At 30.2% G+C, this 17,778-nt stretch carries 16 protein-coding genes and 1 tRNA gene; 2 read left to right on the top strand and 15 right to left on the bottom strand.

What is annotated here, in order from left to right; genetic code table 11:
* The first annotated feature begins 73 nt into the window (after positions 1-73).
* A complete protein-coding gene (locus UMM65_RS13930) occupies positions 74-901 on the top strand; it encodes a prohibitin family protein (protein ID WP_321977365.1) in 828 nt (275 codons plus the stop codon).
* 51 nt (positions 902-952) lie between these two features.
* Here UMM65_RS13930 and UMM65_RS13925 read toward each other — a convergent pair whose 3' ends face one another.
* The 11 genes from UMM65_RS13925 to UMM65_RS13875 all read right to left on the bottom strand — a co-directional run bounded on the left by UMM65_RS13925 (position 953) and on the right by UMM65_RS13875 (position 11,504).
* Positions 953-1,786 carry a carboxypeptidase-like regulatory domain-containing protein gene (locus tag UMM65_RS13925; RefSeq protein WP_321977364.1) on the bottom strand — a complete coding sequence of 278 codons (834 nt, stop codon included), beginning with the start codon at positions 1,784-1,786 and terminating at the stop codon, positions 953-955.
* A 155-nt stretch (positions 1,787-1,941) separates the two neighbouring features.
* Positions 1,942-2,025 (bottom strand) — tRNA-Leu (locus tag UMM65_RS13920).
* 330 nt (positions 2,026-2,355) lie between these two features.
* On the bottom strand, positions 2,356-3,963 hold the full coding sequence (locus UMM65_RS13915; protein ID WP_321977362.1) for a GIY-YIG nuclease family protein: 1,608 nt from the start codon (positions 3,961-3,963) through the stop codon (positions 2,356-2,358).
* 193 nt (positions 3,964-4,156) lie between these two features.
* Positions 4,157-4,531: a hypothetical protein gene (locus UMM65_RS13910; protein ID WP_321977360.1), complete on the bottom strand. Its 375-nt coding sequence runs from the start codon at positions 4,529-4,531 to the stop codon at positions 4,157-4,159.
* 147 nt (positions 4,532-4,678) lie between these two features.
* Positions 4,679-6,511 (bottom strand): DUF4365 domain-containing protein, encoded by a 1,833-nt coding sequence (locus UMM65_RS13905; protein WP_321977358.1) that lies wholly within the window; start codon positions 6,509-6,511, stop codon positions 4,679-4,681.
* A 15-nt stretch (positions 6,512-6,526) separates the two neighbouring features.
* A complete protein-coding gene (locus tag UMM65_RS13900) occupies positions 6,527-6,748 on the bottom strand; it encodes a hypothetical protein (protein ID WP_321977356.1) in 222 nt (73 codons plus the stop codon).
* A 102-nt stretch (positions 6,749-6,850) separates the two neighbouring features.
* Complete coding sequence (locus tag UMM65_RS13895) at positions 6,851-7,849, bottom strand: hypothetical protein (protein ID WP_321977355.1); 999 nt, start codon at positions 7,847-7,849, stop codon at positions 6,851-6,853.
* Between the two features lie 92 nt (positions 7,850-7,941).
* The gene (locus UMM65_RS13890) at positions 7,942-8,649 is read right to left on the bottom strand and encodes a hypothetical protein (RefSeq protein ID WP_321977354.1); all 708 of its coding nucleotides are present in this window, start codon (positions 8,647-8,649) and stop codon (positions 7,942-7,944) included.
* Between the two features lie 59 nt (positions 8,650-8,708).
* Positions 8,709-9,167: a hypothetical protein gene (locus UMM65_RS13885; protein WP_321977352.1), complete on the bottom strand. Its 459-nt coding sequence runs from the start codon at positions 9,165-9,167 to the stop codon at positions 8,709-8,711.
* A gap of 671 nt (positions 9,168-9,838) precedes the next feature.
* Complete coding sequence (locus UMM65_RS13880; RefSeq protein WP_321977350.1) at positions 9,839-10,195, bottom strand: hypothetical protein; 357 nt, start codon at positions 10,193-10,195, stop codon at positions 9,839-9,841.
* Positions 10,196-10,286: 91 nt separating this feature from the next.
* Complete coding sequence (locus UMM65_RS13875) at positions 10,287-11,504, bottom strand: HEPN domain-containing protein (protein WP_321977349.1); 1,218 nt, start codon at positions 11,502-11,504, stop codon at positions 10,287-10,289.
* A gap of 152 nt (positions 11,505-11,656) precedes the next feature.
* On the opposite strand from UMM65_RS13875, the gene UMM65_RS13870 reads away from it, so the two are divergent.
* Positions 11,657-11,872 carry a helix-turn-helix domain-containing protein gene (locus UMM65_RS13870; RefSeq protein WP_321977348.1) on the top strand — a complete coding sequence of 72 codons (216 nt, stop codon included), beginning with the start codon at positions 11,657-11,659 and terminating at the stop codon, positions 11,870-11,872.
* 367 nt (positions 11,873-12,239) lie between these two features.
* Here the strand turns inward: UMM65_RS13870 and UMM65_RS13865 are convergent, their stop codons facing one another.
* The 4 genes from UMM65_RS13865 to UMM65_RS13850 all read right to left on the bottom strand — a co-directional run bounded on the left by UMM65_RS13865 (position 12,240) and on the right by UMM65_RS13850 (position 17,618).
* Positions 12,240-13,184: a WD40/YVTN/BNR-like repeat-containing protein gene (locus UMM65_RS13865; protein WP_321977346.1), complete on the bottom strand. Its 945-nt coding sequence runs from the start codon at positions 13,182-13,184 to the stop codon at positions 12,240-12,242.
* Positions 13,185-13,309: 125 nt separating this feature from the next.
* Positions 13,310-15,817, bottom strand: a complete 2,508-nt coding sequence (locus UMM65_RS13860) for a M4 family metallopeptidase (RefSeq protein ID WP_321977344.1) — start codon at positions 15,815-15,817, stop codon at positions 13,310-13,312.
* 370 nt (positions 15,818-16,187) lie between these two features.
* Positions 16,188-16,889 carry a response regulator gene (locus UMM65_RS13855; RefSeq protein WP_321977343.1) on the bottom strand — a complete coding sequence of 234 codons (702 nt, stop codon included), beginning with the start codon at positions 16,887-16,889 and terminating at the stop codon, positions 16,188-16,190.
* Positions 16,890-17,153: 264 nt separating this feature from the next.
* Positions 17,154-17,618, bottom strand: coding sequence for a hypothetical protein (locus UMM65_RS13850; protein ID WP_321977342.1), 465 nt, complete (start codon positions 17,616-17,618; stop codon positions 17,154-17,156).
* Between the last annotated feature and the right edge of the window lie 160 nt (positions 17,619-17,778).

Genomic DNA, 17,778 nt, shown 5'->3' with positions numbered 1-17,778 from the left:
AAAATGGTTTATTAATCGTAAATTTGGCACAAAACACGAATAATCAATAACTATTAACTAATAACTAAATACAATGAGCAGTAATCAATTAAACTTCCCTAAAGCAATTTTACCAATTATATTTTTGGTAATTATCGCTATTATTTTATTTTCTAAAGCGTTTGTTACCATAGAAGCCGGTCAGGCCGGGGTATTATGGAAACGATTCGGTGAAGGTGTAGTAACGGATCAGCCTCCCATGGGAGAGGGTTTTCATATTGTAGCACCATGGAACAAGGTATATATATATGAAGTAAGACAGCAAGAAGTATTTGAAAAAATGGATGTGCTATCTTCTAATGGACTTGATATAAAATTGGATGCTTCGGCCTGGTTTCAGCCTAAATATGAATCTTTAGGTAAATTGCATCAAGAAAAAAGTGAACAATATATTGAACGCATATTATTGCCGGCAATTCGTTCAGCGGCAAGAAGTGTAGTTGGACGTTACACACCCGAACAGTTATATTCAAGTAAAAGAGATGCCATTCAAGTTGAAATTTATGAAGAGACAAGTAAAATAGTTGACGACCAATATATACAATTAAACCAAATTTTAATTAGAGATGTAACCTTACCACCAACTATTAAAGAAGCTATTGAGCGAAAATTAAAACAGGAACAAGAATCTTTAGAATATGAATTTAGATTGGTAACGGCCGATAAAGAAGCTCAAAAACAACGTATTGAAGCACAAGGTAAAGCTGATGCCAATAAAATATTGAGTGCATCTTTAACCGATAAGATATTACAGGACAAAGGTATTGAAGCAACGTTAGAATTGTCTAAATCGCCTAATTCTAAAGTGGTAATTGTTGGAAGCAGTAAAGATGGATTACCTTTGATTTTAGGAAATAACTAAACGAATATATGTTCAACAACAAAAAAAGAGGTCAATTGACCTCTTTTTTTGTTAGTTTTTTTCCTGATCGTTGACCCTAATTTTATCCTTGGTTACAGTACCTTTTTTAATGGCACGGTAGTTTTCGTAGCATTCCAAAACGGCCTCTATTATTTGAAGATCACTTGCTTTTTTTACAAAACTGTTTGAATAATTACACTCTTTAAGCAAATCATCTAGCTCTTTTCTGCTCATATCCATATAATCCATCAAAATTTCCCTACTGAATTTTTCTTCCATCATATCGCGAGAGTTATCTTGCTCTTTGAGTTTTTTCAATTTTTTTAATTCTTTGGGCTTTTTTCCAAATTTGTTATACCAAAAATCGACAGGATTAAATAGTGCCGCACCAACCCCTGAATAATCTCTTTCTTTTGGTCTGCCTATTTCATAAGTTTGTGGCAAACCTTCAATATGAATCCTTGAATAGCTATCTTTAGGTACATTCTTGGCATCTATTTCCAATACACCTATCAAGTTATGGACTTTTACGGTAACCTCATCAATATCCAATGTTTTCTCGTGAATGGCTATTTCAAGTTCATTGCCCCGTAAGAGGTCATTGGTAATTTTTAATTTAATGGATTGGTAACCAATGTAGGAAATATGGAGTGTGTCGTTGGCTTGTGCGGGGATTTCAAAATGACCATTAGTATTGGTTATTGTGCCTTCTGCAGAGTTTAAATTAACGATGTGGGCACTTTGCAAAGGCGTTTTATCGTTTACATCGATAATTCTACCTTTTAAGATTTTAATTGAATCTTGAGGGTTAAAATCTTCATTTTGAGCAACCAAAGTGCTGATACACAAAAAAAGACTAAGAAAAGTGGGTATTATTTTTTGCATAAGGCAATAATACTAATAATTAAGTAAAAAATTTTGTTAATTGTTTACAAAAAAGATACCAAATTAAAAAAGCTCCAAAAAACAAATAGCAAATTACAAATGATTTCAATAATATTTGTAATTCGCTATTTAAAATATTGGAATTTAAAAAACTGTACACATGACAGGACTTGAACCTGCACATCCTAATGGATATTAGCCCCTCAAGCTAACGCGTCTACCAATTCCGCCACATGTGCATTAAAACTATGTAAAACTAAAAAAGTTAAGCTAAAATAGCTTAACTTTTTTTTACAAATTTTGTGACCGGGCTGGGTTCTGAACCTAGTATGCTCAAGCCAACCAGAATCACTATCTTGCTAAAGTTCACTATCTATGTTGACGATTTGTGAACCTATTATAATTAATTATGTCAAAAATTCTTTCGTTGGATACAAATATAAACATTTTAGTATTCTAATTAAATTTATTGAATTTTAATTTGATTCATTATTTATCAGCTAGTTCTTTTTACTGATAGAAATAAAAACCGACACTTGCCTATCAGTCTCAGATTTCTACTGCTTAAATTAGTTTTCTAACGTAATCATTAAATTTTTAATATCATTATCAGTCAATTCAAACCATTCGCCTCTTATTCTTTTATTTGCAAATGTATCATGTAGTGCTTTTTCGAAAGCTTCGGCAATTTGTCTGATTGGAAATTCCTTTGTTGCCAGCAATACAATTGTTGGTTTTTCACTTTGGAGAGTTTTTTCGCGGTATTCGGGTTTATTTGAAATTCCAATTTTATGATAATTGTTCGTTGTATCTACCATTAAGTAAACAAAACATTTTTCATCAATCTGATTAATCTGCATAATTTCTTTATTAAATGACTGAATTGGTTGATAATTGTCAACTTCAATTTTGACAATTTTTTTGTATTCAGAAGATAGATTTTGAATCAATTCTTGAAAATCTACTTTCTTATACCAAAAATTCCCATCATCACCCGTTATAATCGAATTTGTTTTTTTAAGTTCTATTTTCCATTTTTTTAATTTGAAATTTGAAAATGTTTCTAATTCCTCGATACTAATTGGGATTTTAATCTCATTTAATAGTTTCCAATTTGATTTTAACTTTTTGGTTCGTTCTTTAATGAGAAAATTGATAATTATTTCATTGTCAAATAAAAAAGAAATTTTATCACCTTTAAATAATTTGAACTCATGGGAGAAGTAGTTAAAAACAATGAAATCTTTACCATTTATATTTTGAAAAGCAAAAAATAAACTTTCACCGGTAATCGAGATAGACTGGATTCCTGCAATTGGATTATAATCTTTTACATTAAATGGTCTTTCCAATCCACCAATGACTTCCCATTTTATAGTTTTTGTGTTTGTGAAATCATCTTTTTCGATGATTGATTTATTATAGTATTTTTCAGTTTTGGTCTTATATAAGGTGTAAATATGTTCGTTTTGTTCAATAATCCCAGACGAATGTTTAAATTCATTATCAACTTTTTTAATATGTTCAATATAACCATCGGAAATGCTATTAAGAATATATGTATAATATGTTTTGACAATATTACCACAATTGATTTCTAGAATCGGTGTATTTTTTGTAACATATTCCCCATTTTTAACTAGCCAAGAATTAATATATATAGGTTTGTCTAAGGGGTGCCATATTTTGTCAATATTTTTTCTTATTTCTGCTGGAACATCATATTCATTAAAGTAATATTTAAAGATTGGGTTTTCGCAATAATTATTAGAGTCGTCTTTTGAAAGTGGCATGATAGAAAATAGTTTTTCACCATCTTTAATGGAATCACCTTTTTTTATAAAACTTTTAAAAATACCATTTTCAGGTGCACACACAGGAGAGCCAATAGGAATCTTTTTAAAAACTGTTTGATAAAGTTTTGGTTTACCTTTTTGAATAACGACTAACGGTTGACCTTTTGTTACAAATTCATTATCTAATCTTAATACCTTATAAATTTGAAAATCTGGATATTCTAAATCGGAATTTCTAAATACTTCGTAGTCATCATCAAGAAATGATGCGACTTCAATTTCAGAATGCAATTCATCATTTGAAAAAGAATCGCTTTTAAAAAACAAATCACATTGCCTATTCTTATATACTATTTCATTTCTTATTTTGTTTGGTAACATTGGATTTATTTATTTACTTTTTTTGAACATTACAAATTTGCTAATGTAATAAGGAGGTGATAAGTATCGCCCTTTCCGAGCAAAATATTTTGTATTTTGTTTAATCTTCTTTTCTTAAGCGGATCAAAAGATTTGGTGACCTCATAAACACCCCAAGCCTTTGTTTAAGCACTATTCGTCCTGTCTTTTACATTTAGTTTATTAGTTTAATCTCTCTTAATAATTTATAAATCATTGGCTTTGTATAGACTTCCACTGGGTCAATATCCGAATTGTCGGTAGTCCCTAAATATTCCCCTGCATCAAAAGCCTCATAACAAGCCCAAGGTATTTTTCCAAAAGCGAAATTTTGGCAATAGTGGTCATTTGTTACCCAAAACCCTTGAAGATTATTCATTATACAATCCCCTTCTTCAAAATCGATTTTTCCATTCCAATAATTCAGAGCTGTCTCAATTGATAATTTCTCAATTAATCTAATTGGAAAGTCTTTTGGATTTCCTATTATTTCACCAACTTCTGTTCCGCTTAAAATCTCTTTCGATAATTTCTTTAATAATTCATTCATTCAAATTGTACATAACGGTAAATTGTAAGAGTAGTGGCGATTGCCTGATAGTTTCCTGTCAAACTACTACGCAGTTTAAGCGGGCTACAATGCTTGATGTTTAGCACTTCGTCTGTCATTACTTATACAAAATGTTAGCCATAGATTTTATTCACTTGTTTTAGTTTTAAAATATTTCTCAAATCGTTCTTGTAATGTTTTATATAAATATTCTCGAAGTGTAAATTTATCATATAAATAGTCTAACACTCCACCAGAACTTGATTTAAGTTGATATTTTACTTCTTCAATTTCTATATCATTTTCAAAATTCTCATATTGATTTTGCCATTTTATTGGACAGTCAATCGAATTAAGAAATATTTTTGTCTTAGGTAATATTTCTTCCACCGTATCTAAATAAAACATTTCGATGCTTGGTGAGTCTTGAAATGTTTTAAATTCAGAACCATATTTTAAGTTAATTATTAAAAGTTTGAATTCCGAATAATATTTGAGTTCCTGTTTAAGTTTTGGAAAAAACGATTCAATAAACATATCGTAAACTTTTGGAAGTTCTTCAAATACAAATGATAATTTTTCAAATGCAGTTTCAGGTGTGTACCAACTCCATACAAAACCTGAATCGTTTGAGTAGATTTTCTTCGGATATGGTCTACCAATATTATTGATTTTAAGATTTTGTAATAAAGTCAAAGAATCTATAATATACTTAAACGAGAAAATCTTGCTTGTATCTACTATTTTTAAATTGCAAAAGTCCATGTTTTTAAAACGAACCTTTGCCTTCTCAGTAATGCTATCTTTGTCCTTATCAAAAGTATGCCAGAAGACTTCTTCAATATCGAAATATATTGAGGAATCAATTAATGGTTTATTCTGAAAGTTATTGTATTCTTCAATCCAAATCGGCAAATACTCAGTTATTATTTTCCTGAATTCATTAACCGAAAAATTTTCTTTATCGGATATTGGTAATATCCTTTTAGCATAGTCAAAGAAATCTGTTAAATATTCAAATACAAGTTGATTACAAACTAATTTTAAACTTTGATTTTTAATGACCTCCAAAGTTTCATTCTTAATTAAACTATATGCATAATCAACTGGTTTATCTTTTATAGGATTCTCTTTATAATGGGAAGTAACTGTTCTTGCCATTCTATCACGAACCAAGGGGGGCATTGAACTAACTTCCCTAATTAACAAGTTATTATCTCCGTATTTTATGGGAATGATTGCATATGAAATTCTATCGTCGTTAAAATCAGTATAGGTGATACTGATTTTCCAAAAGCCTGAGAATACGACTTCTTTAACTGACCTAAAATCATTATCTAATGAATTATTTAAGGTATCAATAAAGATATTGATGCTTTTTAAATTGTCTTCCCCGATTGAGTGAATTGGTTTTGGGAAAATTTCAAGTATCTTATATAATTCTTCATACTTCTTTTTATAGTTCTCCTGGGTATCAGAATCGATCTTTTTCCGAATATAGGTTTCCACTATTCTTGTCCACTTTTCAATATATTCAGTATTATCTCTTGTAATTATATTTTGTTTTGGAATGTGAACTACAATGGATTCTCCTTTGATTCTCTTTCCTAAATCTTCCAAAGTTTCTCTATCAAGATGGAGCCAGTACGCTAATTCATTTTTTGCATTAACAGGGATTAGAATTACGGGCAACAAACTTGTTTCGCAATGACTGAGAAAAGGTAAATCACATTGGTATTTTGGTGATTTTAATTCGGAATCTGGTAAGGTCTTTATTTGTATTTCAATTTTCCCAACGGGATATTGTTCTTTATCCGTAATAGAACATTCACCATCTGTATTTGGGAATTTATCAATTAGTTTTGGGTCTGGTTTTATTTGATTCTTATCTAGAATATCCAATAGTTTTATTACAGAATTGTATTCTTCTGTATTATTATTTGGAAACCTTGCAGGTTTTGAATCAAATATTTTATCCATAGTTATGTTACTTTTTTAAATATCTATCCAGTCAATAACAGTTCCATCACATTCGGGTGCATTAGGACAATAAATTAATTCTTCCCCTAATTCGTTTGTGAAAACTTTGTAATTGCCAACAATTATACTAGAATCACAGTGGATACATTTTTTTCTATCAGCCAATTCTGGGACCTCCGCAAAAGGATAGCTTTCAGTCAAATACCTTTGTTTATCTTTAATCTCCAATTCTCTCATATTATTTGGTTTAATCGACTAATTTAGGAAAATCGGAACAAACTATTGGAGAATCCTTCGGATTTTCCAAGGAGGCGTTAACCAAGCAATTAATTATACAAATTAGTTTACGTTTTCTTCTAATTTTGAAATTATTGTTTTTATCATTTCAGTATTTGGGTAGTTCACATCAGACAAATCACGTTTGTTGAAAATGCATTTAACTTTATCATTAAGTTTCTCTATAAATAAATCATCAAAATGAGGTGGATTCTCTGCATTTCCGTCAGTCATATATATCTTTGTTTTACCAACTTTAGACATAATTTCTATTTGAGGAGCTAATAATTGAAACAATTTTTTGTCGTTTGTGACAAAAATTGAATTTATATCTTCACCAATTATTGTTGATAATTGACTTGAATTTCTACTAACTCTTGCGTGAAATAAGTCCCACGCTGTACCCCATAGTGCTTTTAAAGTTTTTTCTTTACCTGAGTTTTCTTTGATCATAGATCTAAAACTTGTATTTCCGCCAAAAATTTGAAATGCCAATTGGTATTCTATACCTAATATCATTTCTAATTCAGAGTTCATCCATTCAATAAAATAAACAATGTTTTCTTTTGATTTTTCTTTGCTTAAATCCTTCGATGCAATTTCTCTTATTTTTAGTAAAGCAGAATAGTGTATAAATAACTGTTCCATGATTGGAGTTGCATTTTCATTTATATTAGAATTTGAAGGAGAGTAAAAGTTTTTTGAAAAGTCAAAATCATTTTTTTTTAGTCTTTCTAATGGAAAATTGAATGCAAAATTTATTTTATTTGACATATCAATGAACTTTTCTCCATCTATTCTAAATGTCAATTTATCAAGTGATAATTCAAGTAATCCAAAAACTATGAAAGGAGGCATAGACTTTTTCTTAGAATATTTTAAAACTTCAAATGCCTTACGTCTAGATAATTTATTGTTAGCTTTTTTATTTACTACATTAACAATATCCAAGCACACAGAACTGTCTAGTACTAAAAAAGTACTTTTTTTTAAGTCTGGATTTTTTTTATCAAAATATTTAAATTCCCCAAACTCTGTTAAATAATAGTATTCATGTTTCATAGTTTTTTGCTATTATAAGCAACAGATATAGTACTTTGCAAACATGCCCAAACCTTTGTTTAACAAAAGTTATGCCCTACTTGTTAGTTTTTTTATCCCTTGCTTCTTACCACGTACTTTGCCTCCATTTTTATTATTAAATCTGATACATGTTTTTCGCTGACATCATATTTCTCGAATTGTTCATTAATTGATTTGTCAAAATGCTTAATCCAACCTTTCAAGTCGGCAAGTAATTTACTAAGACTTATTGTTTCTTCTTTAAAAATCCAACTCCCATTCTCATCTTTTTCTCGAATGACATTGGTAAATTCAATTTTTTGAATTTTTTCGTTTAATTCAAATTCTTTTTTATTTGAAATTGGCATACTTACTCCCGTTTTATTCGTGAATGAACCAGAATATATTGTCGATAGTGTAAATTTTTCAGAATCCGAATAAACCTTTCGCCAACTAAGGAAGCCAAATACGGGCAATTCAGATAGGGAACGATCATTAGAAATTCTTTCTTCCATATGTTGATTTGAATCCCTTAGGTTTTTTGCTTTGTGGAATTCTTGCAATTTTGGTTCGTTTTTATCAATTGGGAATTCTTTGCAAATTAGTTTGGCAAACATTTGGGAATTATTAACTATTGACCACACATCAAGAAAAATTCTTGGAAAATCCAGCGGTTCAATTTCATTTCTGTCGGTTAAATCAGATAGATTTTCATAAAGACGTTGACTAGATATATCACAAATATCAACACAATATCTAAGTCCATTAAAGGTAACTACTTGATTAGGTTCAAGTAGCATTGGTGGATTTCTAATTAGTGAATTAATTGGTAGAAGCATTTAATAATATTCTATTGTGTTTAAATAAGCTGTTCATTTATTTTGTCGATAAAATCTTGTAAATTTCTGTTATTTATACCTGTATATCTTTTGGTACCTCCCATTTGAGTAATGACAAGATTAGTCGTTATCTTGTCTGGTTTTAGACCAAACCTGATAAGCCAAATCAAAATTAAATAAATTGGGATTAAATAACTTATTTCCTCCCAATTTGGATTACTTTCTCCAAAAATCATAATTCCAGTAACAATTAGAAGGGTAAGCATCGCAAGAACTGAAAATCCTAGCACTTTAGAACGAAACCCACTTTTCTCTTTTTCCGTTCTTACAGAAGTTAGTTTGGATAAAGGATAATTTTCTTCACTACTTTTTGTTGTAAAAATTAAGCGATAATTTGTTAGAATTCCTTTATGGAAATCGTCTTTTGTTTTGCTGAAATAATATTCCTTAATAATTTCTTCTCCTTCTTTAATTTTCATATTTCGCTAAATTTTTTTAAATGATGAGTAAACGTATCATATTAGATAAATCTATTATTAAATATTACAAATCTAGTGGATTTTTTATTTTTTGCAGGAAATATTTAAGGCAAATAGTTTGCTATTTGCTTTCATTTGCGGTTTGCTTTTGCAAACGGGGAGAAGCAAGAGGGTAGCGTGCTAAAGCAGCGCTACTAGTATATTTTGCTTCGCAAACCCTTGTAAATTAAAGAGTTGCAATCATTTTAAAGTCGAGTTCAAATAAAGTATTTACTGTAAAAAACTCTGAAAGCCTTATAAACAGGCAATTATTTACAGCAAAACTGTAACAATTCATTAAATTTATTGCTTTTTGTATCAATTTGGAATGAGTAAAAACTACCGTATCCACTTGGGCGGATTTGGTTCATTTTTAAACTGGTGGATTCTCATCCGCATAAACCAGCCTCTAAATCCACAAGTTTAAAAACGTTTATTTTTTCCGGCTTAAAAGACTTTTTAGCCCTGCGACCATCGCGAGCAGACAAGGTTGTTTTTGTGGCAACAAAAGCACATCTTGCACTTACGCCTTCCCAAAAGCCAAATCGCTAAAATGATTTTACCTTATTACACTAGGTTCTTATTTTTTATTGAAAATTTCATCAATTTCACGGCTTCTGTGCTTAGAATTTTTAACCCTTTTCTTCCGATAGCAATAACTTTTCTATTGAATCATAAGCTTCCAATTGGTCGTCGGGCAGAATATTGTCAATTAATTCAAGTAAGGTCACAACAGCCATTTCGTTTGTATAGTAAGGCAATCTGGGCGAGTTTGACGTTCCTTCCGTCTCCAATGCCGCTATACTTGCCCTTAAAAGACAGGAAATTACAAAGCGAAGTTCACTATTGTTATTGACCATAAAAGTTACTTCCTGCGAAGGTTTACGATTGTTTTTATAATATGTCTTCCGCTTTCTTGGATTTAAAAGCCCTTTGATAGCTTCCAGTTTTTCCTTATTCGATTGTTTATTCTTTTTTTTGTTTTTCATCTTTGTAAGTTATTTTGTAAAATTTCATTAATGTAGTCTAATTTGTACTTACGATAATAGGGTAGGAGTTGGATGACCAGCTCTATGACTTTTATACCTTATCATTATTTTTCTTAACCTCGGCCATAAGTTTTCTCATTTCATCTAAATAAGTAGCTTCTTCCATTGGAATTAGGTTTTTAGCAAATTCCAAAACACTTATTACATCGGATTCTTTGTTCCTAATATCAAGGGTCATATCTATTCGTCCCTCTAAAGCGAGAATACATACGTTTATTGTAGATTTCAACGTGCGGAACAAGTTGAAATAGTCATAGACATATGCGTATTTCAGATAGTAACCTTTTCTAACACCACCTATGGGTTTTAACAATTCAAAACCATCTTCGCTCAATTCCTTAACTTTTTGCAATAAGGACTGTTCACCACTTGCCGTTTCCTCCTTAATATCAGGCTTAGCTTCTGGGATTACTGTAATTGAATGGTAAAGTTCAATATTTTTTTTGCAGGTCTTGAGTTCTGCTTCAAAGTGGGTATCCAACAGCTTTATCAAGACTTCTGCCTTTTTGCTTATCTTTTCAACTTGTTTCTTGTTTATGTTGTAATTCAGGGCATATCTAGGTTTGACATACGCTTGATTTAATTTGTTCAATAGCTTTGTCTGTTTTTTGGTTTTACGAGGGAATATATTTCCAAATGTTGTATTTACGTTTCCCATAAATGTCTGATGGTCGCTTATCAAATGTCCTGTAAAGTTTGTCCCCATTAAAAAATACTCTGCCGTTATAAAACTCTGCTCTATAGTCTGATGTAACATAAAAGCTGCTTGTCCATAATCCTGTTCTTTTAAAAACAAGTCCGCTCCTTTTTTAAAGGCCAATATCTTCTCCCTACGTTTTATGTAATTTTCATTGGCTGTTTTTATTAACAGAGAAAAATCTATTTTTTTAAATAACCAATTGCTATTATAAATAGTATAACAATAGATAAGCCTATCTTCTGTACAATGGTTTAAAAAGAATGTATTTCCATTATTCGTTTCATTTTGGATATTATGTAGCGTAAAGAACCTTAGATAACAGTCCGGATACATTTTAACACAGTCATCTAACACACCTTTGATACGTTCTTTAAACCGTTTTGCCATTTCTTCGATGATAATGGTAAAATAGTAGTTGATTGGAGATTTATTTTCTTTTATAGTTAAGTAAACATGGTTTACATTAACGCTATTAACTATTTTTGAAACGACCTCTTTAATCGTTTCTGGGGATTCTATCCTGTTTAAATTGATGATTTTTGCTTCCATCTGTAATTATTTTGTTTAATATTTACATACAATTGTTTAGAAATTCGATACTAATGTATAAAAAATATATCTATTTTCTATACAAATAGATAATTTTAACAAACGTTTGTTTATAATATCTATATTTATGTATATAAAACGCAAACATTCAAATGACAGAATTAGGGCTGTACTTAGCTAAGAAATCAATTAATAAAGCAGAAGTTTCAAGGAGAACGGGAATCAGTAAATCTAGAATTAGTCAATTAAGCTCTAACAAAAAGACAAAATTGAGAGCAGAGGAATTATATTTGATTTCTTTGGCTATTGATACGGATCCTTGCGAAATATTTAAAGAAATATTTTGTGACACTAAGCTTCCAAGATAATTACCTTACTCTATTTTGATAGAGATATTTAACACTAAAATTCCCTTTCAATATGCTTCCGATATTCTGTGAGAAGCACATTGAAAGGGAATCCTATTTTTGGCTAAAAAAATGTTTTTTGGGTTTGGGTTGGAGATTGTTGCTTTTTCGTTTCAAAAAGCTCATAGTGCGTGGAAGTATTCTAACGGCTTTTAATAATATTGCTCTACTAGATTCAATAATTTATGTTAGCTCAGTTCTGATTTAAATGACTGTAATACATCATCTTAGGAATGCTACGTTTTGTCCAAAGTTTAGTCCAATGGAATTTATACTTTTATTACAACTTTCGTTATGTTTAACTTTGTATTCCTTCGTAGATAACTTTCTATTTCATTGATAAAATTTTACCATTATTACCTACTGCAAAAATTCTATTATTTGGCGTTTTTGTAATTGATGATAATATAATCTGATTATCATTGTAATCTTTCGCCCAATCTAAACCTCCATTTTCTGTTTTAAAAATTGAACTCCCCCCAATCGCATATCCTGTAAGTTCATCGATAAATACCATATCCCTAAAATTATGATTGCTTGATATTTTATTCCAATGTAATCCACCATTTTTTGTTGTATATAAATTATTGTTTACATTTGATAAATATCCTATATTTTCAGTCAAGAAATATATTGATGTAATATTTGAATTTTCCATTTCTGATGGTAATGTAATTTCACTCCAGTTTTCTCCTCCATCGATAGTTTTATGTAATTCTCCAAAATTAACATTATCAAAATTGTTTCCACCACCCAAATAACCTACTTTATTGGATGGAAACATTAACTTATTAGCAAATCCAAACTCATTATAAACGTTATTCCAAGAATTTCCACCATCACTTGTTTTATACAATGTGCCTGATTTACAAATAATACCATTACTTGAGTCAAAAAAATGAATGTCAAAAATGGAACTTCCAAAACCACTCGAATTGCCTAATTCAACAAAGGTTTCACCACCATCCTTAGTTCTATAAATTCCAATTCTTGAGGTAAAAAAATCATTTTCGCTTAGAATAAAAACTTTAAAAAATGAATCATTTAATCCAACATTCAATGGTTGCCAATTTTTTCCACCATCTTCAGTTTTCAAAAGAGTTCCTATACCCCCACCAATAACACCAAAATTTTCATTCAAAAATTCAACATCTACCAGATCGTTGAACGTATTACTATTAACTTCAATCCATTTCTCACTACTATTAGAGTCATCACTTGAACAGCTACAAATAAGAGCTAATAAAAAAAGATACAGTTTGATTATTTTCATAGTATTAATTAGTTTTATTTATGATTCATTTTTGAGCGAAAGGTTGCATAAAATTACATTAATTAAGAATTTATTTAAAACTTTAACATAGAAATTAAGAATTCCTATGTTAAAGTTCTTTACTCTTATTCAAAAATTAGATGATGTACTTCCGATTTTTCGCCAGAAATTATTCTCAATATATATCTTCCTTTTTTGAATGAGGAAATATCAATATTTATAGATTTATCATCTATTTTTCCTTCAAGCACAAGATTTGAATTAAAACTATATAGCTTGTAAAAAGAGTTTTGGTTATTAATATTTTGTTTTTCAGCATTACTATTTTTATTTAATTTTTTTATATTTAGAATATTCGAAGTTGGGTTTGGTGAAACAAAATATTCACCTTCGCCACCACCGCCAGTTGTACAATCAACAAATTCAACTTCAAAACCGAACCAATCTGAAGTACCACAAGAATTAGTTCTTCTAACTTCAAAAACATACCATCCAGGAGTAGGCGTGTAATTGAATGTTCCCGTATTTCCCGAATAGTTTGTTGATGGGCTGTAAACAATTTGTAAACTTGGATATTTACGTAATCTCATTTGATACGTTGATCCAGATAGTTTGGGAGAAATTTCATAAGTATTTCCGGTATGGCTAGAACACCAAAAATATGAACCTCCAATTCCATTTGCAAAATCAATATAATCAACAGATGGCTTACCCACCCAAATATCTTTTCTTATACTTCCAACCCCCAAATTGGCCTCAACATAACCAGCTCCGCTAATAGCAGGATCATTGAATGGTTTTACAGTAATACTAGAACTAGTAGACGATATAAGTTGGAGGTTCCATGATGTTTGCCAAGAAACAGCATTAGCATTTGATAAATTGTAAGTTTTTGATACGTTGTAACATATGGTATCATCTCCAGATATTTCTGCATTAGTTTGACAATTGTTATTACCTACCCCAACTGCATACCAAGATCCACAAACCGTGACGGATTCAGTTGAATTCGCTCCATATAAATCTTCAGCTGCTTGGATTGTAAAGGCTCTCGCTTGTTGAAAATTAGTTGAAGAAGTAAAATAGGTAGTTTGTACCCTATAAACAATTTTGGCTGCTTTTTCTTTTCCAATTCCTTGAATACTAAAAGTATCATTATTATCATTAATTTCGTCTGTCGAAGAGCTTCCTTCTGCTAAGAGATAAAACCAATGATTAAAAACGCCACTATTTGTATGAACACCACAATAATCATTAGCATTGCTTGGGGTTCCACAATTCGGGTTACTCCAATAAGTTCCTCCATATGTATCAGGTTGACTATGAGATTTTGGGTTAGACATGGATCTAATAGTAAAACCTATATCCTCTCCTAGTGAATAAGTTGACTTACTGGGTTCTGCGTAAAATTCCACCATTGCTCCCCAAACATCGCTAAGTCCCTCATCAATAGCCCCAGACTCTCTGTTATACGTCAAATTAGATGTGAATTGATCTAGGCCATGACCTATTTCATGACCTATTATATCTATTGATACTAGTGGGTTAAGTGTTGTTCCAATTCCATAAGTCATTTTACTTCCATCCCAAAATGCATTATCGCTATTAATATATCCTAAGCCCGTTAAATCAGCGTTAACATAATTTTCTAATTCATACCCATTATTATTAATACTATTTCTATTATGCTTATTATAAAAATAATCATATGTTTTTATCGCTCCCCAATGTGCATCTAGTAGTGCATTTTTGTTATTTGTATTGTTATATTCAGAATTTGTCCAATTATTATTATTATCGGATAAATCTGAGGCGTTAGTATAGTTACTTCCATTATTCATATCGAGCGTATGAATTCCATTTCCTCGTGTTACATCATTTAATATATATTCAGAGCCTACTTGTTCTGTTTCGATTGTTCTTTGTCCACTATACCTTGTGTCCGCAGGACCTCCAACATGTTTTAACAACGCGTCAACGAGAATAATTTCACCTGAAGAAGCATCTACATAATAGTGATTTCTACTAATTGGATTTATTGCATAAATATCGAATTTGTAAGCAAGTGTTGGGTTAGATTCTTCGAAAGAATAGTCCTTATCTATGACTACCAATTCACCTTTTGGGTAATTAGTAGCATCCGAATTTTTTTCCTTCATTTTTATCATTTCTTCGTAGGCAGGGTCTTCCCAAATATATTTATCAGCACCAACATGGTTTAAAGCAAAATTGAGAGCTGATTTTTCTGAAATTTTAGGATTAACATTTAGATCTTTAATCGGAAGATATTGACCGTTAAATACTTTCAACCTACCGTTATTAAAGACGGTGTTTATAATACCAAACTGTACTTTTAATCCTTTATAGAATTGTTGTAATTTTTCACTTTTCAATCCAGAATCATTGATTGTCGAATTTTCAATGTATTTAAAATCAATACTATTGTCCGCTTCATATACGGTTTTTAAAAATGATTCAACGGTTTGAACTTCATCTGAAATAGTTGTTTCATTTAATTTAACAAAGTTTGGTTTTCCATTTTTATCTCTAGAAAAGATTTCTTTTTCTTTTACCTGAGAAAAAATACTTGTAAATGCTAAAAAACTAACTAGAAGTGTAATTTTGGCTTTCATGTTGCAATGTTTTAGATTATAATTAATTATTCTTAGAGATTGAATGAAAACCTAAGAAAGTCTATTTTTAAGTGAGATAAAAGTTTAATCTATTTTCTCATCTATTTGAACTAACTAATTCTCATTCAATAATTCTTACTTAATAATTCAAGTCAATTATAAAATCTTAGGAATTTTTAGAAATCGCCCATTTTATTAGAACAATTGCAAATAAATTATAAATAATATTTGAACCTTTTAGTTTTATAAAATTGACAATTTTTTATATTAAGATCGATTATAAAATTATGTAGAATAAATTAAAAACATGAAGATTTTCCCACCCAAACAGTACGGTTTTCCCTTACTTTTTGGACATTATTAATGTTAATCACAAGAATCCTATTTCCTTTGCCTTAAGGACTAAATCCCTGTCACTTTCAACATTAAAAGTTTCTTTTAAACGCCGTCGTCTTTTTTCAACACCACTAAGTTTTAACGGGATATATTTAGGAATATCTTTCATTCTAGTAGCAATGGACAATTGATACAATAATTTTATATCAATAGCATCAAGTTTGTGCGTTATTTTTCTTGTTTTTCTAAGTATTTCTGCAACAGTATTACAATAGTAAGTTTCTCCTTTAATAATTTTTAGTATTACTTCTTGGAACATATTATGATCAGTCGTGCCATCTTTTATCAAAAACCCTTCAGGATTAATATTTTTAATTATAGAATCTATTCTAAGACCATCGCTATAAGATGTAAACACAATAATTTTGGCTTTTGAATTGTAATTTCTTATTAAGACACCTACTTCTTCTCCAGACTTTCGTTCACCACCTCCTGATTTTCCAAGATTAATGTCTAAAATGATGAGATCAAAGACGTCAATATCTCTGGCTTCTTTGATTTTAGTAACGGCACTTTCATAATCCGAAGCTTGTTCAACAATAAATCTTAGAGATGACTCTTTTTGAGATAGTATTTTGATAATCATTTTAATAGCATCTGCTAAAAATAGATTATCCTCAACTATTAATAGCCTATGCGAATTTTTAGAGGATTTATCTTTTATTGAATTTTTCATGACAATTAAAAATTACAACTTTAACAAGAATATTAAAAAGAAAAACATATTGGAGTTTGTTAAATTTAGCGACAATTAATTTTTTTTGAACAAAAAAATCATAAAATTTACCTGTATTTTATGAAATATAATGACGTGTTAAAGATATAAAAAAGGCATAAATTATTTGAGAAAACGCCCTTTTTTTTATCGGATGTTTTCCCTAAAAACTTATATATTGATTTCATCATTATTTTTATTGTATTGTTATAAGAGATTATCCTTCTATTCATTGCAGATTGAACCCTTTTTTTTGGTCGACATAAGTTTTCGCATTTCATCTAAATAAGTGGCTTCCTCTGATGGGATTAGGTCTTTAGCAAATTCCAAAACATTGATTACATTAGATTCTTTGTTCCTAAAATCTAAGGTCATATCTATTCTTCCCTTTAAAGGGAGAATACATACGTCCATTGTAGATTTCAACGTACGGAAAAAATTGAAATAGTCGTATACAAACACGTATTTCAGATAATAGCCTTTTATGACACCGTCTATAGGTCTTAATAATTCAAAACCTTCCTCGCTCAATTCCTTAATCTTCTGCAATAAGGACGGTTCAATGTCTACCACCTCTTCATTAGTGTTGGGTTTAGCTTCTGGGATTACCCTATATGAATGGCACAGTTCAATATTTTTTTTGCTGTTCTTGAGTTCAGCTTCAAAGTGGGCATTCAATAGATTGACCAAGACTTCCGCCTTTTGCTTATCTTTTCAACTTGCTTCTCCCTTAGATTCGCAAAGTCATTTACATAGAGGTTTTTTATATCATTAGTTAACCCTATTTCGATGAGTTAGCTTCTATACGGGAGAACCCTCAATAATTGTAAATAACAACCAAACCGATAAA

Origin of the sequence: Aureibaculum koreense, assembly GCF_034296135.1 — a bacterium.
In the GTDB taxonomy this organism is placed as follows: domain Bacteria; phylum Bacteroidota; class Bacteroidia; order Flavobacteriales; family Flavobacteriaceae; genus Aureibaculum.
Note: the sequence above shows the minus strand (reverse complement) of the source record. Positions and strands in the feature narration are given on the sequence as shown.

Excerpts from the sequence above, each read along its gene's own strand:
- UMM65_RS13895 (WP_321977355.1), bottom strand. The coding sequence starts at position 7,849 with ATGAAACATGAATACTATTATTTAACAGAGTTTGGGGAATTTAAATAT.
- UMM65_RS13875 (WP_321977349.1), bottom strand. The coding sequence starts at position 11,504 with ATGGAAGCAAAAATCATCAATTTAAACAGGATAGAATCCCCAGAAACG.
- UMM65_RS13890 (WP_321977354.1), bottom strand. The coding sequence starts at position 8,649 with ATGCTACTTGAACCTAATCAAGTAGTTACCTTTAATGGACTTAGATAT.
- UMM65_RS13880 (WP_321977350.1), bottom strand. The coding sequence starts at position 10,195 with ATGAAAAACAAAAAAAAGAATAAACAATCGAATAAGGAAAAACTGGAA.
- UMM65_RS13930 (WP_321977365.1), top strand. The coding sequence starts at position 74 with ATGAGCAGTAATCAATTAAACTTCCCTAAAGCAATTTTACCAATTATA.
- UMM65_RS13860 (WP_321977344.1), bottom strand. The coding sequence starts at position 15,817 with ATGAAAGCCAAAATTACACTTCTAGTTAGTTTTTTAGCATTTACAAGT.
- UMM65_RS13900 (WP_321977356.1), bottom strand. The coding sequence starts at position 6,748 with ATGAGAGAATTGGAGATTAAAGATAAACAAAGGTATTTGACTGAAAGC.
- UMM65_RS13905 (WP_321977358.1), bottom strand. The coding sequence starts at position 6,511 with ATGGATAAAATATTTGATTCAAAACCTGCAAGGTTTCCAAATAATAAT.
- UMM65_RS13855 (WP_321977343.1), bottom strand. The coding sequence starts at position 16,889 with ATGAAAAATTCAATAAAAGATAAATCCTCTAAAAATTCGCATAGGCTA.
- UMM65_RS13870 (WP_321977348.1), top strand. The coding sequence starts at position 11,657 with ATGACAGAATTAGGGCTGTACTTAGCTAAGAAATCAATTAATAAAGCA.
- UMM65_RS13885 (WP_321977352.1), bottom strand. The coding sequence starts at position 9,167 with ATGAAAATTAAAGAAGGAGAAGAAATTATTAAGGAATATTATTTCAGC.
- UMM65_RS13915 (WP_321977362.1), bottom strand. The coding sequence starts at position 3,963 with ATGTTACCAAACAAAATAAGAAATGAAATAGTATATAAGAATAGGCAA.
- UMM65_RS13865 (WP_321977346.1), bottom strand. The coding sequence starts at position 13,184 with ATGAAAATAATCAAACTGTATCTTTTTTTATTAGCTCTTATTTGTAGC.
- UMM65_RS13910 (WP_321977360.1), bottom strand. The coding sequence starts at position 4,531 with ATGAATGAATTATTAAAGAAATTATCGAAAGAGATTTTAAGCGGAACA.
- UMM65_RS13925 (WP_321977364.1), bottom strand. The coding sequence starts at position 1,786 with ATGCAAAAAATAATACCCACTTTTCTTAGTCTTTTTTTGTGTATCAGC.